Origin of the sequence: Bacillus infantis, assembly GCF_008180445.1 — a bacterium.
GTDB classification, from domain to species: Bacteria; Bacillota; Bacilli; order Bacillales; family Cytobacillaceae; genus Bacillus_AB; species Bacillus_AB infantis_B.
Window position 1 is genome coordinate 95,164 of record NZ_VTER01000014.1, and the last position, 25,157, is coordinate 120,320.

The following is a 25,157-nucleotide window of genomic DNA, read 5'->3' on the forward strand; positions in this document are numbered from 1 at the left end:
GCTCTGCCGCTGCAATCCCACAGGAGTCTACGTGCCTTCCACTCCAATCAACAGGCTTATCAAACTTTTTTTCATTCTAACCCAGTTAATACAAATCCCTTTTCGATATAATCGCAACTTTAACTTCGCTCACCCAGTTAGCAAAATATAACTGTTTATCTCCCCCTGCAAAGGGAAAGGAATAATATCAAACCTAAGGAGGACTAATCCATGAGCAAAAGAAACTCCCTGACCGGGGTAGTAGCACTGGGTGCACTTGCGTATATGTTCAGGAACAAGGAATCTCGGGATAAGGTTATGAATAAGGTAAAATCAACAGTCGGTGAAGACAATATCAGCAAAGTCAAATCGAAGCTTCCTTTTTTGAACTCTGACCAAGGGAATACCCGCCAGGACCATTCAGGCCCGGCTTATGTCGACAGATAATAAATAGCCCAATCATAGGCAGCTCTCCCAATCAGGGAAGCTGCTTTTTTTCATTGAACGAACCTCCTCCCCTGAAACTTTTCCTTCCATGGCCCGTATTATAAAAAGAGGCATTTCCGCACAGCCAAAGCTGTAAACCGCTTTAAGAACTGTGTTATATTGGGAATATATGATTCTATCAAGAGACGGCTTACGCCGGTCCTGGAAAAGAAGGAGTGAAAGTATGGGAGTGACGCTCAGCAAAGGGCAGAAGGTCGATCTGACCAAGAACCGCCCCGGGCTTCAAAATGTTGTTGTTGGATTAGGCTGGGATATCAGCCGGCAGGGGTCCAACTATGATTTGGACGCATCTGCTTTCTTATTAGGCGCATCAGGAAAAGTACATAGTGACCTCGATTTCGTATTCTATAATAATCCCAACGGCGGGAATGGCTCCATCCTGTACAGCGGCGATAACCGCACAGGCGCAGGCAATCACGATGATGAACAAATCAGAATTGATCTGCGCAGGGTGCCGGACTCGATCCACCGGATTGCCTTTACGATTACCATACACGATGCTCAGGCAAAACAGCAGAACTTCGGCCATATTGAAAATGCTTATGTACGGATTTTCAATGAACAAAATAATGAAGAGCTTATCCGCTTCAGCCTTGGCAGGGATTTTACCGTGGAAACGGCCATCGTCGCAGCAGAGCTTTACAGGCATAATGGCGAATGGAAATTCAATGCCATCGCCAGCGGCTTTCAGGGCGGCCTGGCTGCCCTCTGCCGCAATTTCGGCGTGACGGTGGATGATGAACCGGCTCCCCAGACTTCCCATGGCAATCAGCCTTACGGGCAGAACCAGACTTACCAGCAGAGCTATTCACAGCAGGCACCTGCAGCCCCAAATTACCAGCAGGGCTATAGCACAGGCAGCTCCCAGCAGAACTATAGCTCAGGAAGCTATCAGCAGACACAGCCGCAAGCTTCCTATGGACAGCCTGCCTACTCTTCTTCACAGGGATATGGGGGAGAAGAGATTGCTTGCCCGCGCTGCCAGTCCACTAATGTACGCACCGGCGAAAAGGGCTTTGGCCTCGGTAAAGCGGCAATTGGCGGCCTGATCCTCGGGCCTGTCGGATTATTGGGCGGCTTCATTGGGAAAAAACAGCTGAAGTTTACCTGCAACAGCTGCGGCAATGCCTGGTCTCCATCACAGACCGATTACGCCGAATGGGCCAATCAGCAAAAAAGAAAAGCCCAGGACCTCTTTAACCGGTTCAAGAGCCAGGACGTCCTTGAGGCCATCGTAGCAGCATGTGCACTTGTAGCTATGGCTGATGGAAGGCTGGATCCGGCAGAACGCCAGAAAATGCTTGAATTCGTCAATCAGAGTGATGAGCTTCGGGTATTTGATACGCAGAAAGTCATCCAGCAGTTCAACCTGTACGTCCAGAAGATTGAACGCGATCCTTCGATCGGCAGGGCAGAGGCATTCAGAGCACTTGGCAGGATACGGACGAAACCGGAAATCGCCAGGCTGGTGGCCCGCTATTGTATCGCAATCGGCTTTGCAGACGGACATTTTGATCCGAATGAGCAGCAGGCAGTCAGTGATATCTGCCGGGAGCTCGGGCTCAATCCTGCAGAGTTCCTATCTTAACCTCACAGCCTGGCCAGCCGGCCAGGCTGCTCTTTTCTGCTATTCCCCATAGGGAATCTATCCGCTCTACAACGGAGAGTGATCGAAGTAAGAAAATTAACAATAAACAAACTCTTTATTTTTCCCCTGATTTAATGCTAATCTTACTAAGGGCAAATTTTACGAAAGTAAAAGACGCAAAGCCACGGGCCTAAAACAAATTATTTGTCATGGCAGCCGGGCCGCCAAGAATATCATTCTTGTAAACTTTTATAAATCATACACCCTTTCTAATTTGCCTAATCCATTTATTAAAGAGAGGGAGATCTATGTTTTACCCGACATTTTTATGCAAAGAGACTAATCAGAGGCATCTGGTCAAAGACTCGAATTTCTGTGAATGCGGCTATAAGTACAAAGGCTTTACCACATTCATTAAAAAAGATTTCAAAAAAATCCAATTTAGGCAGATCGATGATATTGATTGCCCGGTCTGCAAAAGCTCAGTGCTGAAGGAAGAAAAAGCAGTCTGCTATTCATGAGCGACTGCTTTTTCTCTCCCCCTACCCCCGGCTTTATTTCCTGCATAATGCGCCAAATCAGGTTTAGGAGTTGCAAAAAAGTGGCAAAAAGAAAGTAACTAACTCATTTACTTTATTTAGGTGCTACTCTTCAAATACGAAGCAAAGGGGAATCTTCATGGCGGAAAATTCAGCACAATCCAAATTGGCATTAAATTCATCGATCTCCTTAAAAGGAATTGTAAAAGCCGTATTTAATGACACAGTCCACGTCCAGATCGGCGGAAAGATCATCGCAATCCCGCTGGAGAAATAAACAGGAACCATGCAACGAAAGCCGCTTTTCATTAAACGGCTTTTTTTGTGCAGGCGCACAGAAAAACCGGCAGGCAACTTGCCCGCCGGTTCTGTTTTAGGCATAAATTTTATTTTCTTCGTTTTGGAAGAAGCTCTTCATCGCATGGAAAACATCTGCTTTTTGCTTGAGGATATAGTATCGGAAGTGTTCATTTTTTATATTCTTATAAGCGGACATGAGGGTCGAGTGGCGGTTGTACTGATTGACTTCACCGTACCCGAACATGCTCGATACCGCAATCAGCTCTTCAACAAGCTTCACACAGCGGGCATTGTCAGAGGTAAGATTGTCTCCGTCAGAAAAGTGGAAAGGATAGATATTGAATCTTCTTGGATTGTATTTTTCATTGATCAGCTCCAGAGCTTTGCGGTAGGCTGATGAACAAATGGTTCCCCCGCTTTCCCCTTTTGAAAAGAAATCTTCCTCTGATACGACCTTCGCTTCTGTATGGTGAGCGATGAATTCAATCTCCACCGTCTCATACTTTGTCCGCAAAAACCGGGTCATCCAAAAGAAAAAGCTCCTCGCCATATATTTCTCCCATAATCCCATCGATCCGCTCGTATCCATCATTGCGAGCACGACTGCCTTAGAATCAGGCTTTACGATTTCATTCCATGTCTTGAACTTCAGATCCTCCTGATAGATCGGATAGAATGCCGGCTTGCCTGTCATCGCATTCCGTTTAAATGCGGTCATCATTGTCCGCTTTTTATCAATATTGCCCATTAATCCTGTTTTGCGGATATCATTGAATTCAATATTCTCAACCAGATGCTCTTCCTGTTCCTTCCTTTTCAGGTTCGGCAGCTCCAGCTGCTTGAACAGTGCTTCCTCAAGCTCCATCATGGACACTTCAGCCTCAAAATAATCTTCGCCCGGCTGGTCGCCGGCACCCTGGCCTTTCCCGGGGCCTTTCTGGCCGCTGGAGCCGTCTCTGGCGACCACATCGCCTACCTGGCTGTCTCCGTCTCCCTGGCCTACATGTTTGTTTTTATCATAGTTATAACGAATTTTATATTCGTCAAGAGAGCGAATCGGAATTTTCACGACTTCACGGCCATTGGACATAATGATGCTCTCTTCTGTTATCAGATCTGGGAGATTGTTCCGGATCGCATCCTGTACCTTTTCCTGGTGGCGCTGCTGATCATCGTGGCCTTTGCGATGGAGGGACCAATCTTCTTCGGAAATCACAAACTGGCGGTTGTTGATGTCGGTCATTATAACCCCTCCTTGAAAAAAATTCATGGATTCATTGCACACATTTGCCTTAAGCAACATACAATATCCCGAGTGTCAAAAGGAACGTGAAATATTAATTACTCTATACTATGCGAGACATCGAAATAATTTACAAATAATTTTGACAATAAGACAAATGCCTATGCTGTCGGACAAGCCTTTTTAGAGCCTGTCATCTTTCCAGAAATTCATTGTAAAGTGGTTATCGGGATTATAAGCCAGGCATTCATAGCCCTGTGAGTACAGGTAATCGATGATCTGCGGCAGCATGGAAACCGTACCGCTGTTCACATGCATCAGGATGACCGGGGGCTTCCCGCCTGCAGCCGCCGGCTGAAGCCCCTTTTTCATATTATCAAAGATGGTCTGCGGACTGGTTCTTGCATATTTCCAGTCCAGGGTATCAATATTCCAATCCCACATTTTGTATCCCTTCTGCACAAGAGCATCCCTGAACGGCCCTGTCATATAAGGCTTGCTCCCATAAGGCACCCTCGCCAGCCTGGAGTCGATGCCGGTCAGGCTCAATATCGTTTTCCTGGTCTTATCCATTTCCAGGGCCGGATTCTGCGGGTTTCCGGCATAAAGCTTGTTTTTATCATGGGTCACACTGTGCAGGGCCGGATAATGCCCTTCCTTCACCAGCCGCTTAACGGAAGCCGGGTTGGCCCTTGCCTGCGGTTCAATCATAAAGAATGTCGCCTTTGCTTTCTTATTCTTCAAAATATCCAGGATAGATTCCATCCCTTTTGCAGGACCGTCATCAAAGGTTAAGTACACAGCCTTTTTTTTCACATAAAAATCTTTTATAGCCGCTCTATTGGCGCTGATGAATTGTTCGTTTGCCATTTTCGCTCCTTTGTTCAGCAGACGGACTGCAGGGCCAGCTGATAGATATTCAACTTTATAGCCAAAAAACTCGCCGGCTGACCGGATTGGTACGAATAGGGTGCTTTCCCGGATCATCGCTTTCCATTCGGCCGTTTTTCCCGCAGACGTTAAAGCCTGCTGTTGTTTTACAGAATACCGGATCCATGATTTCCCCTTTTTGATCGTATAGCTGTCAGGATTTTCTATAGAGATGCTGGCTCCAATGGCTGCTGCCAAATCTTTAATAGGCATATAGGCTGTATGCTCCAGCACTAACGGAGGGTTCTGCTTCAAATTCAAAACAGAGTCATTCACGCCGACAGCACATATATACTCATTCCTTTGTGCGGCAGAAGCCTGTCCTTCCTGCAGTACAAACAGCACAATCGCTATTAAAATAGCAGCCACCCATTTTCTCATCCCTGCTTCTCCCCTGACTAATAGCTTTTTATTGCTATATCTATTAAGTGTCAGGTTGAAATAGAACCCCGGAAAAATGCGGTCAAAAAAACTCCTGCAGCTTCAGCGCAGGAGTCACTTTTCGTTATCTTTATACTGGATGGGATCAGGCTGCTTTCCGTCCTCTTCAAGCTCTTCCCCAGTCCTGAGATGCTCCATCTGCTTTCCCAGATTATGCATCTCTTCTACATTTTCAGCCATGGAGCTGTTTCTTGGCACAAAGTCCTTGTCCAGTTCCTTTTTTTTCATCTCAATCACCTCTATACACCCTTTTCCCCTGTCCGCCCGAATTGAAACTAACTCTTGGCTGGGAGAAAACAGCCAAAAAGGCCGGCAAACCCTGCCAGCCTTTTCATTTATCTGTTCAGCAAACTTCCAACATACCGCAGCAGTTCATTTGCAGAAGTAGAATTATAGCCGTGTTCATCAATGAGCCTTGCTACAACTTCATTCACCTTCTTCAGCTGCTGTTCATCCGGAGTCTTGGAAGAAGTAGTAATCTTCACAACATCCTTCAGGTCTGCAAACAGCTTCTTCTGGATCGCTTCGCGGAGACGGTCATGGGAATTGTAGTCAAATCTCTTGCCTTTCCTTGCATAGGCAGAAATGCGGATCAGGATTTCCTCCCTGAATGCCTTTTTCGCATTCTCCGAGATGCCGATCTGCTCTTCAATCGACCTCATCAGCTTCTCATCCGGATTGATTTCCTCTCCTGTCAGAGGATCGCGGAGCTTGGCTTTATTGCAATATGCCTCCACATTGTCCAGATAATTGTCCATGAGTGTTTTGGCGGATTCTTCATATGAGTAGACAAATGCTTTCTGGACTTCCTTCTTGGCAATATCATCATACTCTTTGCGGGCCAGTGAAATGAAGTTCAAATAGCGTTCCTTCAGCTCAGCTGTGATCGACGGGTGCTGATCAAGCCCTTCTTTCAGGGATCTCAGAACATCGAGTGCATTGATTGAAGTAATCTCTTTCCGGATGATTGTGGATGAGATCCGGTTGATGACATAGCGCGGATCAATTCCGCTCATTCCTTCATCAGGATATTCCTTTTGAAGCTCCTCCACGTCTGCGCGGTTGTAGCCTTCCACGCTTTCTCCGTCATAGAGCCTCATCTTCTTCACCAGGTCAATATCACCCTTTTTAGGCTCCTTCAGCCTCGTCAAGGTCGTAAACATCGCTGCCACTTTGAGAGTGTGCGGTGCAATATGGACATCAGAAACATCGCTTTCACTGATCATTTTTTCATAGATTTTTTCTTCTTCCGTCACCTTCAGGTTATAAGGGACAGGCATGACAATGATCCGGGAATGGAGCGCCTCATTTTTCTTATTGGAAATGAAGGAACGGTACTCTGTTTCATTCGTATGCGCCACAATCAGCTCATCCGCAGAAATCAGCGCAAACCGCCCTGCCTTGAAATTGCCTTCTTGTGTGAGGGAGAGCAGATGCCAGAGGAATTTTTCATCGCATTTCAGCATCTCCTGGAACTCCATCATCCCCCTGTTCGCCTTATTCAGCTCCCCGTCGAACCTGTAGGCCCTCGGATCAGATTCTGAACCATATTCGGCGATTGTGGAGAAATCTATGCTGCCGGTAAGATCGGCAATATCCTGGGATTTCGGGTCAGACGGGCTGAATGTCCCGATACCTGTCCGTTTGTCCTCTGAGAAAAAGATCCTCTCAACCACAACGTCTTCAATCCTTCCCCCATATTCCTGCTCAAGCCGCATCATATTCAGCGGAGACAGATTCCCTTCAATCCTGATTCCATACTCATCGAAGAAGTCCTTGCGCAGATGATGCGGAATCAGATGGAGCGGGTCTTCATGCATCGGACAGCCTTTGATTGCAAATACTGCACCTCTATCGGACAGGGAATACGCTTCAAGCCCGCGTTTCAGCATCGTGACAAGCGTGGATTTCCCTCCGCTCACAGGACCCATCAGAAGCAGGATCCTTTTCCTGACATCAAGCCTTTTTGCAGAAGGATGGAAATACTCTTCCACAAGCCGCTCGAGCGATTCCTCCAGCCCGAACAGCTGATTGCTGAAAAATTTATACCGCTTTTTCCCTTTATCGTCTTCGACACCGGCATCCTTGATCATACTGTATACCCTGGAATGTGCTGACTGGGCTACCCATGGCTTCTCTTTGACAATGTCTAAATACTCCCTGAATGTCCCTTCCCATTTGAGCTTTTCCTCTTCGTGTCTGTACATCTCGATTTTTTTTAAAATATCCATAAGGACCTCCCCCTGTCGCATTATCAGAGACGATTAATATAATCTATGCGCTTGGGCAATTAAACATTCTATAACCCGGAAGAAAAGCAGAATTCCCCTCGCCCTCAGGGTCCCTCAAACTGCCAGCCGTGCCGCATTTCCCCGGATATTCTCCATAAAATATCCACAGTTTTTCATTCACACCATGCCGGAATTGGGCTATAATAAGATTACATAGGTATGCAAAAGGGAATTCCTACATAAAAAGGAGGCAAACATCATGGGCTTGATTTTGATCATCGGCGTAACTATCGCGTTCCTGTCAGCCATCTTCACTGCCGGCTACAACGACAAACCAGGTATGAATAAGTAAAAAAAAAGGACCGGAATCTTGGGATTCCGGTCCTTTTTTTGATTGTCAGCAGAACTAGATGTGCCTGGTGGAGTGCGGCCATATTTTGGGCGAGGCATTTCTTTTCTGGGTGTGTGTCATGCATTGATGAGGGCTCTTTCTATGCATGACTTGCCTTTTTAGTGCTGGGTCATGTATCGATTTGGCCTCTTTCGATACATGACTGCCCTTCCCAGGCACAACTCATGTATCCCGGAACGCTCCCCGAATACACGACTGCCCTTCCCGAGCACAGCTCATGTATCCCGGAACGCTCCCCGAATACACGACTGCCCTTCCCAAGCACAGCTCATGTATCCCGGAACGCTCCCCGAATACATGACTGCCCTTCCCGAGCACAGCTCATGTATCCCGGAACGCTCCCCGAATACATGACTGCCCTTCCCGAGCACAACTCATGTATCCCGGAACGCTCCCCGAATACATGACTGCCCTTCCCGAGCACAACTCATGTATCCCATAAGCCAATCCTGCAGCCACTCCCTGCAATCACTTCAAATCGAGTTTATTCTTATTCACAAAGTCCTTCATATACATCCTTACTGGCTTTTCGAGCATAGCTGCCATCTGGCCGGTCCAGGTGTCATTTCTCATGTTTTGCGTGCGTTCGGCATAATAAGCTGACACCGTTTGATTATAATCCTCGAGCTGCTGTTTATATTTTTCCTGATCCTGCTGGTAGCCATTTTCGTGATAGACATGCTCTAAAGGAAGCCTTGGCTTTTTGTCGGGATCCTGGGCCGGATACCCTACGCTCAGGCCAAAGAGGGGGATGACCCTTTCCGGTGTACCCAGCACCTTGGCAGCTTCCTCAAGCTGATTGCGGATGCCGCCGATATAGCAGACGCCAAGGCCCATTGACTCTGCGGCGACTGTTGCATTCTGGGCCGCCAGTGCAGCGTCAATCAGCGCAACCATGAATTTTTCCGTACTTTCAAGGGACTCGCTTAAATCCTTCCCTTCCATTTCAGAGAGGACATGATGGCGGTTCAGGTCCGCACAGAAAACGAAGAAGTGTCCGTTATGCGCTACATAAGACTGATTTCCAGCGACCTCAGACAGCTTCTGTTTCTTCTCCGGATCTGTTATGCCGATGATGGTGTACGCCTGGATGAAGCTTGAGCTGGAAGCTGCCTGGGCACAGGATACAATCGTTTCCACCTGTTCCCTCGAAAGCTCCCTTTCCTCAAATTTTCTGATTGACCGGTGGGCCAGTATTGTTTCTACCGTTACGTTCATGGTATGTACCTCCTCTAATGAATATCTTCATTTTAACCTAATCCCGGTACAATATCATAAAAGACAGCTCGGCGCCTTCCCATCTTAAGCTGCAAAAAAAGAAGGCCATATCCCCTTGGACATGGCCTCGATCCTTTATGTTAAATGCCGGTAATCCTGCTGCCTCAATGCTTCGTAAATAAGAATGGCAGCGGTGTTGGACAGATTCAATGACCGCACATTGCCAGTCATCGGAATGCGGAGGGCGCGGTCCTTGTTATTTTCCTTGACCTCTGCCGGAAGGCCTGTCGTTTCTTTGCCGAAAATGAAATAATAGTCTTTTTCCTTGTCGCTGTATTCAAAGCTTGTATACGGCTTCTTCCCGAATTTGGTTAAGTAGAAGAATTCGCCGCCGGCATTTTTTTCATAAAACTCATCCAATGAATCATAATAAAGGATTGTTACATGCTGCCAATAATCAAGGCCTGCCCGTTTGAGCATTTTGTCATCAGTGGAAAATCCAAGGGGCCTGATCAGGTGCAGGGTTGTATCTGTCGCTGCACAGGTACGGGCGATATTGCCCGTATTGGCCGGGATTTCCGGCTGGTATAGTACTACATGTATTGCCACGTCCATCACCTCATCAAGTGAAACTTTATCTGCGGAGTAATTTATCCCCAATACTCAAAAAAAACTCTACCAGCTATTATACCACTCTTTATCTCTCATACAACCGGGTCATGATTCATCATCGATGCTGATGAACTTGTATTTAATATTTGGTGTATAGGCGGTTGAATCTTCATATGCCCAGTTGCGCATCCTGCTGTTAAAGGTATGGGCGTTGACAAGCGGTGTCCCGTCGCTTTGCTTGGCTGTCACGATTGTCGTATGGTCAAAACGGCCATCCCCCTGGAAGTCATAGCAGATCACATCGCCCGGCTGCAACAGCTCTGCACTGCCTACCTCCTTTCCCTTCAGCCCTGTCCGGGAGCCCGGAAGATACCAGCGCAGCGAGTTGGCGACCGTCCAGCTGTAGCTCCAATTATCGCTCCTCATCCACCAGCCCTTTGAACGGTTCGGATAGCCCCTCATGGGCGCTTCACCCGCATGGAGGCACTGCGAAATATAATTTGTGCAGTCAACCTCGAACTTCTTATAGGCAGGATTATAGTCATTCCACCATCTTTCCGCATACTGGACAGCCTTCAGGCGGTCATATCTGAATCCCGCCCTTTCCCCATCAGCAGCAGGCTCCGCCGGAAGTGCTGCCGGCTCTTCCAAATGAAGGAACGGATTCTTTTCACCATCGCCGACCAGCACCCCTTTATAAAATTCAGCCTCACGCTGCTCGACTTCCTCTTCCAGATACAATCCGTCCTTATCCTTTATCAAATATTGAAAGTGGACATGATAATGGACTGTGCTTAGTTCATCTGCATCCTGTCCTGCTTTTTCAATAATCTTCCCTGAAGCTTTCGCTTTAACAATTTCCCCGGATCTTCTTGAGAGAATATCCTTTTTCCTTTCAATTTTCGGGCATGTGCGAAAGTCATTGCGGGAATGGGACACACACTGCTGAACCCTCTGCTCCAGCAGCTCCTGAAGCTGTTTTTTCATATATGCATTCCTCCCATCATTCATTCATATGAAAGAAAATGCCGAATCATTTCTAAAATGGCTGCTGAAGGTTTCTGATAAATGTCCATAAAAAAAGAGAGGCTCCCCTCTCTTTAATTGAACATATACAAACTGTTTTCCATTTCCCTGAGCACATCTTCGTCCGTCTCCTTTTCAAGGGCAGACTCGACAGCTTCCCTTGCCTCCAGCCCGCCGATCTTTCCGAGTGCCCAGGCTGCTGTCCCTCTGATAACCGGCCTTGGATCTGATTTCATTACTTGGATCAGGTCATATACAGCTGTCTCGTCCTTATAATGGGCAAGGGCGATGATGGCATTCCGCTGGATCGGCTTCTTGCCTCTCCATGACCCGGATACATGGCCGAACTTCTCCTTAAACTCCCTGTTGCTCATGTGAAGCAGAGGCTTTAACAGCGGTTTGGCAATTTCAGGATCCGGCTCCATTTCTTCATGAAAATGAAAATCCATGCCCTTATTTTTCGGGCAGACTGTCTGGCATGTATCACAGCCATAAAGCCTGTTGCCGATTTTCACCCTGAATTCTTTCTCAAGAAAGCCCTTTGTCTGTGTCAGGAAGGCGATGCAGCGCTTGGAATCCAGCTGGCCGCCGCCGACAAGCGCGCCTGTCGGGCAGACATCGACGCACAGATTGCACGAACCGCACCCGTCTTCGATTGGTTCATCCGGCTCGAGCGGAAGATTTGTGATCATTTCTCCCAAATACACGTAAGAGCCGAATTCTGGCGTGATGATGGAACAATTTTTGCCGCTCCAGCCAATACCGGCCCTTTCAGCGACCGCCCGGTCCACAAGCTCGCCTGTATCGACCATCGATTTGAGCTTTGCTTCAGGCAGCCTTTCGTTGATATACGCCTCAAGCTTCCCGAGCCGGTCCCGCAAAACAGTATGATAGTCCGTCCCCCAGGAGGCCCGGCAGAAAATTCCGCGACGCTCGCCCCTTTTGCTGACAACCCGGGTCTTCATCTTTGAAGGGTAAGCAAGGGCAATGGAGATGATGGACATCGGCTCATCAAGCAATAGGGCCGGTTCTGTCCTTTTATCAATATCAGGCTCTTCAAAGCCTGATTGGTAATCAAGTTCCTGCTGTCTGATGAGCCTGCCCTTCATCTCCCCGAAAGTGCTGGCAGAGGCGAATCCGATTTTATCAATGCCGATCGTTTTGCTGTAATCGATGATATCCTGTTTAAGCTCTGAGTAGTTCATATCCTCCCGCTCCTTTCATTCCCATGTTTAGTATATAAAAAGGCAAATCGCCAAGATATTTATTCGCATCCTTTCTATGATAAACTATTTTAAAGGATTTTTGGAGGTGAAAGGTTTGGAAATCAGTATAGCGCCTGATTTAATGCAGAAGGTGCCCGGTTTTAAAGCCGGCATCATTGAGTATGAAAATATTGTGGTAGGAGATTCCCCGCAGATGCTGAAAGGGCGGCTGCAGCTGTTCCAGGAGTCGATTTTCTTTGAGCTCGAGAATAAGAATGTGACAGAATTCGAAGGAATCAGAGAATGGAGGCAGGTGTTCAAGCAGGCGGGAAAAGATCCGAACCGCTACCGCCATTCAGCAGAGGCCCTATTCCGGAGGATCAGGAAGCAGAATTACCTTTCCACCGTGAACAGTGCCGCAGATCTGAATAATTTTTTCTCGCTGGAATATCAGTCTCCAATCGGCATCTATGATAAAAGCAAGCTGGATGGAGATGTCCATTTTCGTCTGGGACATGAAGGAGAAGAATATACAGGCTTGAACGGCAGGCCGAATTCACTTGAGAACCTGATTATCACCGAAGATCATAACGGCCCATTCGGCAGCCCGTTTGTCGACTCCAATCGTGCGCCTGTTACAGAAGAAACAACTGAAGCTGTGCAGATCATCTATTTCAGGCCGTCTCTTGAAAAAGACAGCTGTGCCAGATTGGCGGAATCCCTTATGGGGATGTTTTTGCAGGTTCATGGAGGAGAAGGGGAATTCTGTATTGTTGGATGAGAAAAAAGCAGAGGCATTAACATTAAGTAGTTCAGATAATGTGGAGAAAACTTAAAATCACTACCCTAAAAAACTACGTTTTCGCAACTTAAATAGCAATTGAATTAACAATACAATTAACACAACAAAAGGCTTGGGATATCTCAAGCTTTTTGTTATTGAATGTGTTGTTCTTATTCAATTTAAAGCACCCGTTAGCACAAGATTGGCCAACCATGTTATACAATCTCTCCGTCAACAGAAGTTCTATATTAGCATTTTATCCTTCAACAATACCGTCTAATACCGCCTGTATTTCTTTTTCAAATGGCACATTATCTGAATTTAAATCCTGTCCATGCACATAAAAAATCAGGATATTTCTCTTTTCGAAACTACTAGCAGATACCAAATCCATTGTTGCAGTTTTTTTAGAAAATTCCTTTTTGCCCTTCTCAAGGTCATTTTCTGTTTTGAATTCGAAGATAAAAATCGATTTTCCGCCTATTTCATACGTTCGAGGCTCCGCATTTCCCAGTTTCGAACCGTAGACACTTCGTGGAAATTTCGCTTCCGCTAGATTAATACCATTATCTTGTAATGCTTTTACTACCTCTTCTTCTGTGATGTGGGAGCTATCATGTATTTGAACAGTTTGACAGGCAACTAAGAACAACAGTAAACATACACTAAAAATTTTTCTCATTTCGTTCACCCCTCTCCAAAATCATACATAAATTCAAACCGAAATAATATTGAATTCTTCTTCAACTTTTCTGACCGTTATTTGAGGAACTAATTTTCATAATGTTTAAATTTATTTTACCGCCTAATGCAATAAATCCTTGATTTGTCTCGCAACAGAATGACAATCACTTACCCATTCACAAATAAAATAGCACCCTTATTCGCACAATGACAATAGCCATTGTCACACTGTTATTATGGGTGCTATTTCTTATCATATTTTGTTGTTATATTCTTATAAAATGCTGATATAACAATACAAACGGTTCTGTTATTTACTGTGCTAAAAGTTATGCTAATTCATATACCATTTGCGAAGTTTCTCCACAAAAACTGAACTACTCACATTAACATGCATCTGCTTTTTTCTCATTTGGCATCCATCAGCTGGCAGTCAAGTCCAGATTATAATGCCGCATCCCCTTATTCCAGGACAATGCTTTTGCCCAATTCACTGCTCCTGTATATGGCATCAATGATCTTCGATACGCGCAGGGCCTCTTCCGGCTTAACAATAAGCTCTTCTTTTCCCAGACAGCTATTGAGAAAATTCCTTGCCTGCGGTATGCCGGGATCCTCCTCCCCGGGCAGCCACTCAGCCTCACTATTCAGGAGCATCCCATTCTTCAGCTGGTTCAGCTGGAATGGAAATATATCAATCCCTCCGGTAAGCCCGGAAATGCCAAGGCTTTCTTCATCATTTTTGATATTGACCATCCAGGAAGTCTCGAACAGGAGGGAGGCGCCATTTCCAAAGCGGATATAGGCAGTCACATGGTCCTCGACTTCGATGGATGTATGGTCATAATCTCCCCACAGATTCACCTGATTTTCCATCCTGCTGAGTTGATTGTAAGCTGTTCCCGTTACCTCAACAGGTTCCGGGCTGCCGAGCAGCCATAGTGCAAGATCAAGGAAATGGCAGCCATAGTCAATCATGGCGCCTCCTCCCTGCAGCTCTTTATTGGTAAAAACGCCCCAGCCCGGAACCTTCCTTCTTCTCAGTGCCTTTGCCCGGGCAACGATCGGCTGGCCGATTTCGTTTTCCTCTATGACCTTTTTAGCAGCCCTTGCTTCTTTCATAAACCGATAATGATAGGCAATCGCCAGCTGTTTGCCTGATTCCTTAGAGGCTTTAATCATTTCTTCGCATTCTTCGGCAGTCATCGCCATCGGCTTTTCACAAAGAACATGCTTTCCGGCTTTCAATGCTGCCACAGAAATTTCAGCATGATACCGGTTCGGCGTGCAAATCACTACAGCATCCACAATTTCCAGCATATCCTGATAATCACCAAAGGCGTGAGGCACCCCGAATTTCTCTGCAGTAAGCCTGGCAGTCTCTTCATGAATGTCACAGATTGCTTCAACAGAGGCCAGCTCTGATAATGTCAGCAGTGCGGGGATATGGCGGCTCTGCGCAATCCCCCCTGCCCCGATAATTCCAACACGCAGCTTTTCCATACAATCCCCCCTTAAGGCAATCTCACTATTTTCCCGGACTGGCCCGACTCCAGCGCAGCAAGGACAACCCTTAAGGATTTCAGTCCCTCTTCCCCGCTCACAGGAGGCTCCTTGTCTTCGGCAACACAGTCAATGAATGTACTGATAACATGGGACTGCGTCTGCTTTCCTTCTTCATTCGTCTGAATGCCGCCAAGCTCATATTTCAGTGTTTCTCCGTTCTTGTATTGGATGACGAGGGAATGCTCTGGGTCGTCCTCAAGCCTGAGGATCGCATTCTCAGCATAGATGATGGTCGAATTATCTTCTTTTGATACATAGGACCAGCTTGCTGCCAGAGTTCCAATCACACCGCTTTCTGTTTTTAAAATACAGACAGCCGTATCATCCACATCGCTGTTTTCCTTGGAGCTCCCTTCCACAAAAGCGCCTGCCTGTGTGATCTCCTCTCCAAGCAAATAGCGGATCAGGTCGGTTTTATGTACCCCGAGGTCTCCCATTGCACCAATAAATGCCTCGCTTTTCCGGAAAAACCAGCTGTCCTTCCCATCCGCACTCCATCCTTCCGGTCCGCCATGCCCAAAAGCGGTCCTAAAGCTGTATACCTTGCCCGCTTCCCCGCTCGCTATAAACGCACGGGCTTTCTGATGGGAAGGCACAAACCGCTGATTATGGCCGATCATAAGCTTTTTCCCATATTTCCTTGCCGCTTCTATCATGCTCTCCGCTTCCTCCACCGACACAGCCATCGGCTTTTCACAAAGAACATGCTTCCCGGCCTTCAGGGCGGCTATGGAGATGGGTGCATGCAGATAATTCGGTGTGCACACGCTCACTGCATCGATTTCCGGATTTGCCAGCAGATCCTCATAGCTGGTATATGCTTCAGCATGATACAGGGCAGCCATATCCATCGCCCTTTCCTCCACAATATCACAGACAGCCATGATTTCAGCCCTGCCGTTCAGGTGATATTCCGGCAGATGCCTGTGCTTGGCGATGCTGCCGCACCCGATGACCCCAATTTTAATCTGTTCCATCCTTACCCCTCCCCGTTCTTCCCTTTTATATGCTCCAGCGGCTTGGCATTCCCATACTTCACCTCAGGCTGCCGGGATCCTTTTGCCCACCTGACAGCATTGATGATGACCTTTTGAACATCTTGGTTAAAATATGTCGGATAGGTTTCATGTCCAGGCCGGAAATAAAATACTTTTCCTTTCCCGCGCTGATAGGTGCAGCCGCTCCGGAACACTTCTCCTCCCTCGAACCAGCTGACCATCACGAGCTGGTCCGGCGCAGGGATATCAAAATGCTCACCGTACATTTCCTCCCGCTCCAATTCGATATACTCCCCCAGCCCTTCCGCAATCGGATGGCTCGGATCCACGATCCAGATCCGTTCCTTTTCGTCTGCTTCCCGCCATTTCAAATCACAGGAAGTTCCCATCAATGATTTAAATATTTTTGAAAAATGGCCTGAATGAAGGACGATCAGCCCCATGCCGTCCAGCACCCGCTGTTTCACCCTGTCAACAATTTCATCCGGGACCTCATCATGGGCGATATGCCCCCACCAGATCAGTACATCTGTATCTTCCAGAACATCCCGGGTTAATCCGCATTCATCGTCATCAAGCGTCGCTGTCCTTACTTCAAAAGACTCACCTTCCAAAAAGGAGGCAATCGCTCCATGTATCCCATCCGGATATACGGCCCTCACTTCCGCGTTTTTCTGCTCATGCTGATTTTCATTCCATACTGTTACTTTTGCCATTGTTCTTCCTCCTATCTGCTGCCCGGCGGCAGATTCCGATATTCATTCGGTGTATAGCCGGTCAGCTTTTTAAAAACCTTGCTGAAATATTTTTCATTCTGGTATCCAACCTGATAGGCAATCTCGTAAATTTTCAAAGATGGGCTGCCAAGCAGCTCTTTTGCCTTTTCCATCCGGATATTGGTCAAATAATCTGTAATGGTTGCCTGGAAGTCCTGTTTGAATTTCCTGGATATATACTCTCTGCTCAAATAAAAACGGTCAGCGATATCCTGCAGTGTGATATCAAGATGATAATTCTGCACCAGAAATTCTTCGATCTGCTTGATGTTATTGTTCTCTTTCTGGGCTGTTTTGCTTTCCCTGGGCTCTCTAAAGCCCTCCCCTGCCAAACGTGAAGCTGCAAGGTCATTGACTGCCCTTTCGAGCGTTTCATTCAGCAGTTCCGGATCAATCGGCTTCAATATATAATCAAAGCTTTTATAATAGATGGCATTTCTCATATACTCGTAGTCATCATAACCGCTGACAACGATCGTTTTCCCCTGGCATTGGGAACCATGGATCCACTTCAAAAGGCTGATGCCGTCGCACCTCGGCATATTCATATCAGTAAAAATAATATCAGGCTCCACTTCGCCGATCAGTCTGATTGCCTCTTCCCCGTCCTCTGCCTCAAAGATGGAGCTGATTCCATGCTTTTCCCATTCTGCAAGCATCAGAAGCCCTTCCCTGACATGCTTTTCATCATCGATGATGATTGCCTTCATCCTCTTCGCCCCCCGGGTGCAGCGGAAGCTTCATGGAAACGATAAAGCCATTGCCTCCACGATTTCCAAGCTGCAGGATTGCTTCTTCTCCGTAATAAAGCATCAGCCGCCCATACACATTCCTGAGCCCGATGCTCGTGCTTTCCCCTCTGGCCTCCAGCGGCCCGCCTTTAATACGGCGCCATATGTCCCTCAGCCTGCCATCATCCGCGCCGGCGCCATTATCACTAATATCTATGCAAAGAAATCCGCTGTCTTTATAACATTCGATATCCAGCTCGCCTGTCCCTTCACCCGGAGTAAATCCATGCTTAAAATAATTCTCAATTACCGGCTGCAGCAGCATTTTAGGAACTTTGACAGATGAGGCCTCTTCGCCTGCATCAATTCTGTAGATAAACTTTTCGCCAAACCGCTCTTTCTGCAGGAGCAGGAAGGCCTTTGTATAATTAATCTCTTTCATCAGCGGCACCCGGTCCTCCTCCATGTCCATCCCGTACCTCATGATTTTTGAAAGATGGGTGATCAGGGTATAAATCTGCGGGACTTTATTCTTCAAGGCAACCGTTCCGATTGACTGGAGGGCATTGTACAGGAAATGCGGGTTGATCTGCGACTGGAGCACCTTCAGCTGATTGGTTTTATTCTCAATCTCCAGCTTGTACTCCCTGTTGATGAGGTGGTTTATTTTCTCGATCATCTCATTGAACCTCATACCGAGAATGCCGATTTCATCCTTCCCGAATGAATCATATTCAACATTCATGTCCCCCCGCTCTACCTGGCTGATGCTCCTCAGCAGCACCCGGATTGGGGAGGTGATTCTAAAAGAAACAAATAAGGTGGCAAGGATAACCAGCGTTAACCCGATAATGCCGAAAAGGATATTGATTTTCGCTACGCTAAAAGCGCTTTCATATAAAGTTGTATCCGGGACCCGCTTTACGAGGAACCAGCCGCCCGCACTTTCTTCCATCTGCTCGTAAATCATCATGCCGCTGAAATCATCTTTCTTCCATTCAAGCGTCCCCGCCTTATTTCCTGAACTCAAAATGGCATCCACCCATTTTTCGTGCACCTGCCCGCTTGCACCATTCTCATCAGAGCTATAAATGAGCAGGCCATCCTGAGATGCGATATAAAATTCCTCGCTTCCCGGAGTATAAAGATTCCTGCTGAGATCCACGATGTCATCCGGAGCGATCTCAAGGGTAATATAGGCCAGCACATTGTCTGATGGAATATTTGTAAACGCACGATGCACTGCCATGATATTCCGGGAATTCGTCTGTTCCATCAGCGGTTCAATATACATATGTGAGGAGCTGTCCCTGGCTCTATTGAAGGCATCTGCGCTTTTGGCGCTCCTTCCTTTCATGAAGACGACTGTCGACCTCCTGGAAGCGGAGATGACCCTGTCTTCGTCTGCAAAGGCTATCTGGACCCTGTTAATGGTATCCCCGGCATAAAGGATGGTTTGGACCACATTTTTCATGATTCCTATTGTTAAATAATTGTCCTCATCTTTAGAAGACCTCAGGAAATTCAAGAAGCCGGGATTATTGTACAGAGACAATGTCAATCCATTCAGCTCATTCATATAACTCTCCAGGTTGATTTTGCCCTGATAGAGAAGCTTGCTGTTTTCCTCTACAGCCTGATTCTTCAAAAACTCCTTCGTATGGAAGTAGGTAATGATAATCGATGTGCCGAAAGGAATGATCGTGATCAGCAGCAGCAGGACGATCAGTTTATTGCGGATACTGTTCTTAATCATAAATAGTCCTCCCCAGGCCCTGATAATGTAAGTATATATGGGACAGGCGGAGACATGCTGAAGATTTTTTCAGTTGTCGAAAATAAAAAGCATGCCCTGTTGCAGACATGCTTTTTTTCCTGGCAGGGATCCCTGCTTTACTTTAAGTTATCCCAGGTTTTTTGGAACCTCTCGAGCAGAGTATCATAATCAATTTTACCTGCCGCATATTCCTGGATGCTAGCGGCGAATTCCTTATTCGCCCCGTCCGGCCATCTGAACCATGTCCACGGAATTGTTTTCTCTTCTTTGGAGTACTCAAGGATTGACTGGCCAAGATCGCCAAGACCTGATGCCTCAATATTGTCAAAAGCAGGGATGAAAGCAAACTCTTCTGTTAAATAGCGTTTTCCTGTATCAGAAGATACCATCCATTCCAGGAACAATTTCGCTTCATCCAGGTGCTCGGAATTCTTATTCAGCACCCAGTTATTCGGGACACCGACAGGGAGGCGGTCAGCATTTTCGTCATCTGAGATCGGAATCGGCAAAAAGCCCATATTCATATCAGGATTAACCTCATAGATCATATTTTCAGTCCAGTTCCCCTGCTGCAGCATGGCAGTCTGGCCTGCGGCAAATTGGGTGACCTGCGTGTTATAGTCAGTGGTCAATGGATTGTCATTTCCAAAATTGATTTCTGTATCAAGCACTTCTTTAAACTGCTTGAATTGCTCATTATCTGTAAACTTCTCTGTACCATCATAAAGCCCTTCAATAAAGGCAATGGGATCTTCCTGCTGGGCAAAAGGAATATTCAGCAAATGCTGCCCGATGACCCACCATTCCCCATATCCGGCTGAGAAAGGTGTAGTGCCGCTGTCCTTCAGTTTCTCAGCAGCATCCTTGAGCTCTGTAATATTGGCCGGAGGCTCCTTAATGCCCGCTTTCTCAAACAAATCTTTATTATAGACAAATCCATAACCTTCAAGGTTGACCGGCATGCCATAAAGCTTGCCGTCTGTATCTGTCATCGGCACTTTGCCGATCGGGAGAAGATGCTCAACCCATGGCTCATCGGATAGGTCGGCCAGATGCTCCTTCCACAGTTCCAGTTCTTTAAAGCCGCCATTGTTGAAAATATCCGGCTGTTCGCCAGAAGCAAATTTTGCTTTCAGCGCAGCACCGTAATCGGCACCGCCGCCGACAGTTTCAAGCTTCACCTTGATATTTGGATGCTCGGCTTCAAATTCCTTAATCATCTCCTGAAGCTGGTCGGCAATTTCCACTTTAAATTGGAACAGGTTGAGAGTAACAGTTTCTTCCCCAGTATCCGTTGTCCCCTCTTTATCATCAGTTCCAGAAGTGCTTTCTGACGAACAGCCGGCCATGATCCCGAATGTAAAAAGCAGGGACAGGCAGATAAGCAATAAGCGTTTCATTATCATTGACCTCCTTGAATTCTATTTATATATCATTTTTGCGACACATTCTAGCCGCCGCAAAAATTAGATATCTATTTGATGGAGCCTGATGCTATGCCTTTGATAATATGCTTCTGCAGGAACAGGAAGAAGATGATGACCGGCGTAATGCCGAGCACAAGAGCTGCCAGACCCATATCCCACTGTTTTGTATACTGAGCAAAAAAGGAGCTGGTGGCGAGCGGGATTGTTCTCAGCTCTGCATCCTGCAGCACCAGGAGCGGAAGAAGGAAATCATTCCAGATCCATAAGGTATTAAGGATGACAACCGTCACTGTAATCGGCTTCAAAAGCGGGAAAACAATCCTCCAAAAAACCCCGAACTGGCTGCACCCATCAATCAGCGCCGACTCTTCTATCTCCCTTGGAACCGTTTTGACAAATCCATGGTACAGGAACAGGGAAAGCGGAACCCCAAATCCGAAATACATCATAATCAGCCCGGGAATGCTGTTCGTAATATTCAGGGCGCCTCCGAGCTTCATAAGCGGGATCATAACCGTCTGAAAGGGAATGACCATTGCTGAGACAAAAAGGATAAACAAAATCTTGCTGAAGCGCCCGGGAGTCCTCACCATTTTCCATGCAGCCATTGAACTGATGATCACCAGGCCAATATTGCTGAGAACAGTGATGATCACTGAATTCCAGAATGCCCTCGGAAAATTAATGATCTCCCAAACCTTCGAATAATTTGCAAATAACACTTCCTTTGGAAAAGCAGCTGCATCCAATAAGATTTCAGCAAAGCTCTTGACGGAATTAACCGCCACAAAATAGAAGGGGATCAGAAAGATCAGCCCAAGAATGATGCCGATTATCTCCAGCAGAAACGTCCTTCCGGTATACTTGCGATTCATCAGGCTTCAACCTCCTTCCTTTTCGTCATAATTACCTGAACCGTTGTAAACACGGCGACAATCAGGAAGAAAAGAATCGATTTGGCCGTCCCGAGACCATAGCGGTTATTTTGGAAAGCCTCCTGATAAATGTTGATGGCTACAGACTGTGTTGAATTGAACGGTCCCCCATTTGTAAGAGAAAGATTCAAATCAAATATCTTAAAGGCCATTGATATAGTCAAAAAGAAACAAATAGTGAAAGCCGGAATGATCAGCGGCATAATGATGCGGGTAAGAAGGGTCCAGTTTGAAGCCCCGTCAATCCTTGCTGCCTCAAGAAGCGAATGGTCCACTCCCTGCAGGGCTGCGATATAAATCACCATCATATAGCCGCTAACCTGCCATGCAAATACAATGACAATTCCCCAAAATGCTGTAGTCTCATCCCCCAGCCAGGCAAGCTTGAAAAACGCCAGGCCAGTCAAATTTCCAATGGAAGCAAACGCTTTGACAAAGATGAACTGCCAGATAAAGCCAAGCAGCAGGCCCCCAATTACATTCGGTATGAAGAAGACTGTTCTGAGAATATTCCGTGTCTTCAAGGCAGCGTTAAGTAGCAGGGCAAGTCCAAATCCAATTAAATTGCTGATCACCACTGAGGCAAGCATAAACTTGGTTGTAAACAAGAAAGATTGGAAAAAGTTCGGATCATCCTTGAAAATTTTAATATAGTTTTGCAGCCCGACCCATTCGACAGCTGAGCTTACACCATTCCATGAGGTAAAGGAGTAATATAAACCCATAAGGAATGGTATCACCTGTATAAGGACAAAGAATATAATGGCCGGTCCGGTAAAAGCCGCATAAATTAATACACTTCGCAGACGTGCTTTTCTTTTGCTTGCTTTCTTTGTTACAGCGTCCGCCTTTATTGAAGCCAACTCTGTTTTTGCATCCAAATTTACTTTCACCGTCCTTTTGTAATCGCTTTCTTTTATTATAGGAGGCTACCAAATAAAAAGGGGCAACATAATTGACCAAAAGAGGGGGAAAATTTTGACTTCTTTATAAAGAGCGAAGAATGGGCTGCCAATTTACCGGGCTGTATGGGAAGTGCCTTATCGGGATCAAGACAAATAAAAAACGCAATGCTTCGTTTTCTGGAAACGAAACACTGCGTTGATGAAATTATGTATGGAGCGGGTGATGGGAATCGAACCCACGACATCAGCTTGGAAGGCTGAGGTTTTACCATTAAACTACACCCGCATCGAAAATTGTTGAAATTTGTCGATGACTTTACAAAAATAAAAACAGGATACCCTGTATAAAAAAGAAAATGATACCGGTGGCCGGGGTCGAACCGGCACTCCAGAAGGAACACGATTTTGAGTCGTGCGCGTCTGCCAATTCCGCCACACCGGCATATCATTTAATTTAGCGTCCATTCTCCATTTCCTTAGATAGGAATGGAGGCGGCAACCGGAATCGAACCGGTGATAAAGGTTTTGCAGACCTCTGCCTTACCTCTTGGCTATGCCGCCAGAACGTTTGGAGCGGAAGACGGGATTCGAACCCGCGACCCCCACCTTGGCAAGGTGATGTTCTACCACTGAACTACTTCCGCAAATGGCTGGGCTAGCTGGATTCGAACCAACGCATGACGGAGTCAAAGTCCGTTGCCTTACCGCTTGGCTATAGCCCAATAACATTATATGCAAGAAATACGATATTGTTAAAAAAAATGGGGCGACTGATGGGAATCGAACCCACGAATGTCGGAACCACAATCCGATGCGTTAACCACTTCGCCACAACCGCCATAATAAATTGGCAGGGGTAGTAGGAATCGAACCCACACTGGAGGTTTTGGAGACCTCTGTTCTACCTTTAAACTATACCCCTGTAGAATGGTGGAGGGGGACGGATTCGAACCGCCGAACCCTGAGGGAGCGGATTTACAGTCCGCCGCGTTTAGCCACTTCGCTACCCCTCCACGTTAAGGTGGTGCCGGCTAGAGGACTTGAACCCCCAACCTACTGATTACAAGTCAGTTGCTCTACCAATTGAGCTAAACCGGCTTACAAACAATGGTGGCTCAGGACGGAATCGAACCGCCGACACAAGGATTTTCAGTCCTTTGCTCTACCGACTGAGCTACTGAGCCTAAATAAATTTAAATGGCGGTCCCGACGGGAATCGAACCCGCGATCTCCTGCGTGACAGGCAGGCATGTTAACCGCTACACCACGGGACCACTTAATAAATTACGGTCTTGATTATGCCCGAGAAGCCTGCAGGACTGCCTCTTCCTCTTCCAGATGACTCAAGGAAGCAGATCCGTCGAGGCAACTCGCAGCATATTCATTGCAGTGTCGCTCGTCGCTACACCACGGGACCAGATTGCGGGGGCAGGATTTGAACCTGCGACCTTCGGGTTATGAGCCCGACGAGCTACCGGACTGCTCCACCCCGCGACAATAAAAAGTTATAATGGTGGAGGATGACGGGATCGAACCGCCGACCCTCTGCTTGTAAGGCAGATGCTCTCCCAGCTGAGCTAATCCTCCGAAATGGTGACCCCTACGGGATTCGAACCCGTGTTACCGCCGTGAAAGGGCGGTGTCTTAACCGCTTGACCAAGGGGCCATATTATAATTTAAATGGCGGAGAGCAAGGGATTTGAACCCTTGAGACAGCTATAAACCGCCTACACGATTTCCAATCGTGCTCCTTCGGCCACTCGGACAGCTCTCCATAATTGGCTCCGCAGGTAGGATTCGAACCTACGACCGTTCGGTTAACAGCCGAATGCTCTACCACTGAGCTACTGCGGAATGATAGTATATTAAAATACTTTCGCCCGGCAGCGTCCTACTCTCACAGGAGGAGAACCTCCAACTACCATCGGCGCTGAGAAGCTTAACTTCCGTGTTCGGTATGGGAACGGGTGTGACCTTCTCGCTATCGCCACCAGACTATTTTTTCAAGACAAGTATTATTATACCGTCTTTTTATTATTTTGCAAGAGGAATTTTTAAATTTTATTCCCTCAAAACTAGATAATGCAGAAGAAGAATGACAGAGTAATCAAATGTGGTTAAGTCCTCGATCTATTAGTATCTGTCAGCTCCACGTGTCACCACGCTTCCACCTCAGACCTATCAACCTGATCATCTTTCAGGGATCTTACTAGCTTGACGCTATGGGAAATCTCATCTCGAGGGGGGCTTCATGCTTAGATGCTTTCAGCACTTATCCCTTCCGCACATAGCTACCCAGCGATGCCTTTGGCAAGACAACTGGTACACCAGCGGTGCGTCCAT

22 protein-coding genes, 16 tRNA genes, 2 rRNA genes and 1 riboswitch are annotated in these 25,157 nt (G+C 46.8%); of the genes, 5 read left to right on the forward strand and 35 right to left on the reverse strand.

Translation table 11 applies throughout. From position 1 onward, the window contains the following. The first annotated feature begins 210 nt into the window (after positions 1-210). From FZD51_RS22245 to FZD51_RS26325, 4 genes are all read left to right on the forward strand, one after another. Complete coding sequence (locus tag FZD51_RS22245; RefSeq protein ID WP_148976752.1) at positions 211-426, forward strand: hypothetical protein; 216 nt, start codon at positions 211-213, stop codon at positions 424-426. A gap of 223 nt (positions 427-649) precedes the next feature. Then, positions 650-2,074, forward strand: coding sequence for a TerD family protein (locus FZD51_RS26765; RefSeq protein WP_148976753.1), 1,425 nt, complete (start codon positions 650-652; stop codon positions 2,072-2,074). A gap of 141 nt (positions 2,075-2,215) precedes the next feature. Next, a riboswitch (cyclic di-GMP riboswitch) is annotated at positions 2,216-2,303 on the forward strand. Between the two features lie 79 nt (positions 2,304-2,382). Then, complete coding sequence (locus tag FZD51_RS22255; RefSeq protein WP_148976754.1) at positions 2,383-2,595, forward strand: hypothetical protein; 213 nt, start codon at positions 2,383-2,385, stop codon at positions 2,593-2,595. 157 nt (positions 2,596-2,752) lie between these two features. Continuing rightward, positions 2,753-2,890, forward strand: coding sequence for a hypothetical protein (locus FZD51_RS26325; protein ID WP_187445865.1), 138 nt, complete (start codon positions 2,753-2,755; stop codon positions 2,888-2,890). Between the two features lie 96 nt (positions 2,891-2,986). On the opposite strand, the gene yhbH is transcribed toward FZD51_RS26325, so the two are convergent. From yhbH to queG, 8 genes are all read right to left on the reverse strand, one after another. Further along, positions 2,987-4,156: a sporulation protein YhbH gene (gene yhbH / locus FZD51_RS22260; protein ID WP_009795010.1), complete on the reverse strand. Its 1,170-nt coding sequence runs from the start codon at positions 4,154-4,156 to the stop codon at positions 2,987-2,989. 183 nt (positions 4,157-4,339) lie between these two features. Beyond that, positions 4,340-5,467, reverse strand: a complete 1,128-nt coding sequence (locus FZD51_RS22265; protein ID WP_148976755.1) for a polysaccharide deacetylase family protein — start codon at positions 5,465-5,467, stop codon at positions 4,340-4,342. A gap of 114 nt (positions 5,468-5,581) precedes the next feature. Beyond that, positions 5,582-5,755: a hypothetical protein gene (locus FZD51_RS26330; protein WP_009795008.1), complete on the reverse strand. Its 174-nt coding sequence runs from the start codon at positions 5,753-5,755 to the stop codon at positions 5,582-5,584. A gap of 107 nt (positions 5,756-5,862) precedes the next feature. Beyond that, on the reverse strand, positions 5,863-7,758 hold the full coding sequence (locus tag FZD51_RS22270) for a PrkA family serine protein kinase (protein ID WP_148976756.1): 1,896 nt from the start codon (positions 7,756-7,758) through the stop codon (positions 5,863-5,865). A gap of 880 nt (positions 7,759-8,638) precedes the next feature. Then, positions 8,639-9,388: an oxygen-insensitive NADPH nitroreductase gene (gene nfsA / locus FZD51_RS22275; protein ID WP_148976758.1), complete on the reverse strand. Its 750-nt coding sequence runs from the start codon at positions 9,386-9,388 to the stop codon at positions 8,639-8,641. A 135-nt stretch (positions 9,389-9,523) separates the two neighbouring features. Further along, positions 9,524-9,997 (reverse strand): tRNA (uridine(34)/cytosine(34)/5-carboxymethylaminomethyluridine(34)-2'-O)-methyltransferase TrmL, encoded by a 474-nt coding sequence (gene trmL, locus FZD51_RS22280; RefSeq protein ID WP_148976759.1) that lies wholly within the window; start codon positions 9,995-9,997, stop codon positions 9,524-9,526. A gap of 108 nt (positions 9,998-10,105) precedes the next feature. Next, a complete protein-coding gene (locus FZD51_RS22285) occupies positions 10,106-10,987 on the reverse strand; it encodes an amidase domain-containing protein (RefSeq protein ID WP_148976761.1) in 882 nt (293 codons plus the stop codon). A 113-nt stretch (positions 10,988-11,100) separates the two neighbouring features. After that, a complete protein-coding gene (gene queG / locus FZD51_RS22290; protein ID WP_148976763.1) occupies positions 11,101-12,231 on the reverse strand; it encodes a tRNA epoxyqueuosine(34) reductase QueG in 1,131 nt (376 codons plus the stop codon). A gap of 115 nt (positions 12,232-12,346) precedes the next feature. On the opposite strand from queG, the gene FZD51_RS22295 reads away from it, so the two are divergent. Further along, entirely contained in the window at positions 12,347-13,012 is a 666-nt protein-coding gene (locus FZD51_RS22295; protein ID WP_148976765.1) for a B3/B4 domain-containing protein, read from the forward strand. 259 nt (positions 13,013-13,271) lie between these two features. Here the strand turns inward: FZD51_RS22295 and FZD51_RS22300 are convergent, their stop codons facing one another. From FZD51_RS22300 to FZD51_RS22430, 27 genes are all read right to left on the reverse strand, one after another. After that, complete coding sequence (locus FZD51_RS22300; RefSeq protein WP_148976767.1) at positions 13,272-13,697, reverse strand: hypothetical protein; 426 nt, start codon at positions 13,695-13,697, stop codon at positions 13,272-13,274. Between the two features lie 464 nt (positions 13,698-14,161). Next, positions 14,162-15,202 (reverse strand): Gfo/Idh/MocA family protein, encoded by a 1,041-nt coding sequence (locus FZD51_RS22305; protein WP_148976769.1) that lies wholly within the window; start codon positions 15,200-15,202, stop codon positions 14,162-14,164. An 11-nt stretch (positions 15,203-15,213) separates the two neighbouring features. Continuing rightward, on the reverse strand, positions 15,214-16,242 hold the full coding sequence (locus FZD51_RS22310; protein WP_148976770.1) for a Gfo/Idh/MocA family protein: 1,029 nt from the start codon (positions 16,240-16,242) through the stop codon (positions 15,214-15,216). 2 nt (positions 16,243-16,244) lie between these two features. Next, positions 16,245-16,979, reverse strand: coding sequence for a ThuA domain-containing protein (locus tag FZD51_RS22315; RefSeq protein ID WP_148976771.1), 735 nt, complete (start codon positions 16,977-16,979; stop codon positions 16,245-16,247). A gap of 11 nt (positions 16,980-16,990) precedes the next feature. After that, entirely contained in the window at positions 16,991-17,749 is a 759-nt protein-coding gene (locus FZD51_RS22320) for a response regulator transcription factor (protein ID WP_148976772.1), read from the reverse strand. After that, positions 17,727-19,526, reverse strand: coding sequence for a cache domain-containing sensor histidine kinase (locus tag FZD51_RS22325; RefSeq protein WP_148976774.1), 1,800 nt, complete (start codon positions 19,524-19,526; stop codon positions 17,727-17,729). Before FZD51_RS22325 ends, FZD51_RS22320 begins: the two co-directional genes overlap by 23 nt. Before the next feature lie 137 nt (positions 19,527-19,663). Then, positions 19,664-20,947 (reverse strand): ABC transporter substrate-binding protein, encoded by a 1,284-nt coding sequence (locus FZD51_RS22330; RefSeq protein WP_148976775.1) that lies wholly within the window; start codon positions 20,945-20,947, stop codon positions 19,664-19,666. A gap of 74 nt (positions 20,948-21,021) precedes the next feature. Continuing rightward, entirely contained in the window at positions 21,022-21,849 is an 828-nt protein-coding gene (locus FZD51_RS22335) for a carbohydrate ABC transporter permease (RefSeq protein ID WP_148976777.1), read from the reverse strand. Then, positions 21,849-22,634: a carbohydrate ABC transporter permease gene (locus tag FZD51_RS22340; RefSeq protein WP_420886292.1), complete on the reverse strand. Its 786-nt coding sequence runs from the start codon at positions 22,632-22,634 to the stop codon at positions 21,849-21,851. Before FZD51_RS22340 ends, FZD51_RS22335 begins: the two co-directional genes overlap by 1 nt. Positions 22,635-23,026: 392 nt before the next feature. Further along, positions 23,027-23,100: transfer RNA gene (locus FZD51_RS22345), tRNA-Gly, on the reverse strand. A 74-nt stretch (positions 23,101-23,174) separates the two neighbouring features. Then, positions 23,175-23,256: transfer RNA gene (locus tag FZD51_RS22350), tRNA-Leu, on the reverse strand. Between the two features lie 45 nt (positions 23,257-23,301). After that, positions 23,302-23,375 (reverse strand) — tRNA-Cys (locus tag FZD51_RS22355). Positions 23,376-23,383: 8 nt separating this feature from the next. Further along, positions 23,384-23,458 (reverse strand) — tRNA-Gly (locus tag FZD51_RS22360). Between the two features lie 3 nt (positions 23,459-23,461). Continuing rightward, a tRNA-Gln gene (locus tag FZD51_RS22365) sits at positions 23,462-23,536 on the reverse strand. A gap of 40 nt (positions 23,537-23,576) precedes the next feature. Then, positions 23,577-23,652 (reverse strand) — tRNA-His (locus FZD51_RS22370). Positions 23,653-23,662: 10 nt separating this feature from the next. Then, positions 23,663-23,736 (reverse strand) — tRNA-Trp (locus FZD51_RS22375). Between the two features lie 6 nt (positions 23,737-23,742). Beyond that, positions 23,743-23,827 (reverse strand) — tRNA-Tyr (locus FZD51_RS22380). Positions 23,828-23,836: 9 nt separating this feature from the next. Beyond that, a tRNA-Thr gene (locus FZD51_RS22385) sits at positions 23,837-23,912 on the reverse strand. Positions 23,913-23,922: 10 nt separating this feature from the next. Further along, positions 23,923-23,998 (reverse strand) — tRNA-Phe (locus tag FZD51_RS22390). A 14-nt stretch (positions 23,999-24,012) separates the two neighbouring features. Further along, positions 24,013-24,088: transfer RNA gene (locus FZD51_RS22395), tRNA-Asp, on the reverse strand. A gap of 146 nt (positions 24,089-24,234) precedes the next feature. Then, positions 24,235-24,308, reverse strand: a tRNA-Met gene (locus FZD51_RS22400). A gap of 17 nt (positions 24,309-24,325) precedes the next feature. Then, positions 24,326-24,401: transfer RNA gene (locus FZD51_RS22405), tRNA-Val, on the reverse strand. A 4-nt stretch (positions 24,402-24,405) separates the two neighbouring features. Continuing rightward, positions 24,406-24,480 (reverse strand) — tRNA-Glu (locus FZD51_RS22410). A gap of 15 nt (positions 24,481-24,495) precedes the next feature. Continuing rightward, positions 24,496-24,588, reverse strand: a tRNA-Ser gene (locus FZD51_RS22415). Positions 24,589-24,593: 5 nt separating this feature from the next. Next, a tRNA-Asn gene (locus FZD51_RS22420) sits at positions 24,594-24,668 on the reverse strand. Between the two features lie 24 nt (positions 24,669-24,692). After that, a 5S ribosomal RNA gene (gene rrf / locus FZD51_RS22425) occupies positions 24,693-24,809 on the reverse strand. Positions 24,810-24,927: 118 nt separating this feature from the next. Further along, positions 24,928-25,157 (reverse strand): 23S ribosomal RNA (locus FZD51_RS22430); the annotation flags it as partial.

Coding starts and splice junctions, on each gene's coding strand:
- FZD51_RS22330 (WP_148976775.1), bottom strand. CDS start 20,947: ATGAAACGCTTATTGCTTATCTGCCTGTCCCTGCTTTTTACATTCGGG.
- FZD51_RS22325 (WP_148976774.1), bottom strand. CDS start 19,526: ATGATTAAGAACAGTATCCGCAATAAACTGATCGTCCTGCTGCTGCTG.
- FZD51_RS22300 (WP_148976767.1), bottom strand. CDS start 13,697: ATGAGAAAAATTTTTAGTGTATGTTTACTGTTGTTCTTAGTTGCCTGT.
- FZD51_RS22335 (WP_148976777.1), bottom strand. CDS start 21,849: ATGAATCGCAAGTATACCGGAAGGACGTTTCTGCTGGAGATAATCGGC.
- queG (WP_148976763.1), bottom strand. CDS start 12,231: ATGAACTACTCAGAGCTTAAACAGGATATCATCGATTACAGCAAAACG.
- FZD51_RS22285 (WP_148976761.1), bottom strand. CDS start 10,987: ATGAAAAAACAGCTTCAGGAGCTGCTGGAGCAGAGGGTTCAGCAGTGT.
- FZD51_RS22245 (WP_148976752.1), top strand. CDS start 211: ATGAGCAAAAGAAACTCCCTGACCGGGGTAGTAGCACTGGGTGCACTT.
- FZD51_RS22340 (WP_420886292.1), bottom strand. CDS start 22,634: ATGGGTTTATATTACTCCTTTACCTCATGGAATGGTGTAAGCTCAGCT.
- FZD51_RS22255 (WP_148976754.1), top strand. CDS start 2,383: ATGTTTTACCCGACATTTTTATGCAAAGAGACTAATCAGAGGCATCTG.
- nfsA (WP_148976758.1), bottom strand. CDS start 9,388: ATGAACGTAACGGTAGAAACAATACTGGCCCACCGGTCAATCAGAAAA.
- FZD51_RS22315 (WP_148976771.1), bottom strand. CDS start 16,979: ATGGCAAAAGTAACAGTATGGAATGAAAATCAGCATGAGCAGAAAAAC.
- FZD51_RS22270 (WP_148976756.1), bottom strand. CDS start 7,758: ATGGATATTTTAAAAAAAATCGAGATGTACAGACACGAAGAGGAAAAG.
- yhbH (WP_009795010.1), bottom strand. CDS start 4,156: ATGACCGACATCAACAACCGCCAGTTTGTGATTTCCGAAGAAGATTGG.
- FZD51_RS22265 (WP_148976755.1), bottom strand. CDS start 5,467: ATGAGAAAATGGGTGGCTGCTATTTTAATAGCGATTGTGCTGTTTGTA.
- FZD51_RS26325 (WP_187445865.1), top strand. CDS start 2,753: ATGGCGGAAAATTCAGCACAATCCAAATTGGCATTAAATTCATCGATC.
- FZD51_RS22305 (WP_148976769.1), bottom strand. CDS start 15,202: ATGGAAAAGCTGCGTGTTGGAATTATCGGGGCAGGGGGGATTGCGCAG.
- FZD51_RS22310 (WP_148976770.1), bottom strand. CDS start 16,242: ATGGAACAGATTAAAATTGGGGTCATCGGGTGCGGCAGCATCGCCAAG.
- FZD51_RS26765 (WP_148976753.1), top strand. CDS start 650: ATGGGAGTGACGCTCAGCAAAGGGCAGAAGGTCGATCTGACCAAGAAC.
- FZD51_RS22320 (WP_148976772.1), bottom strand. CDS start 17,749: ATGAAGGCAATCATCATCGATGATGAAAAGCATGTCAGGGAAGGGCTT.
- FZD51_RS26330 (WP_009795008.1), bottom strand. CDS start 5,755: ATGAAAAAAAAGGAACTGGACAAGGACTTTGTGCCAAGAAACAGCTCC.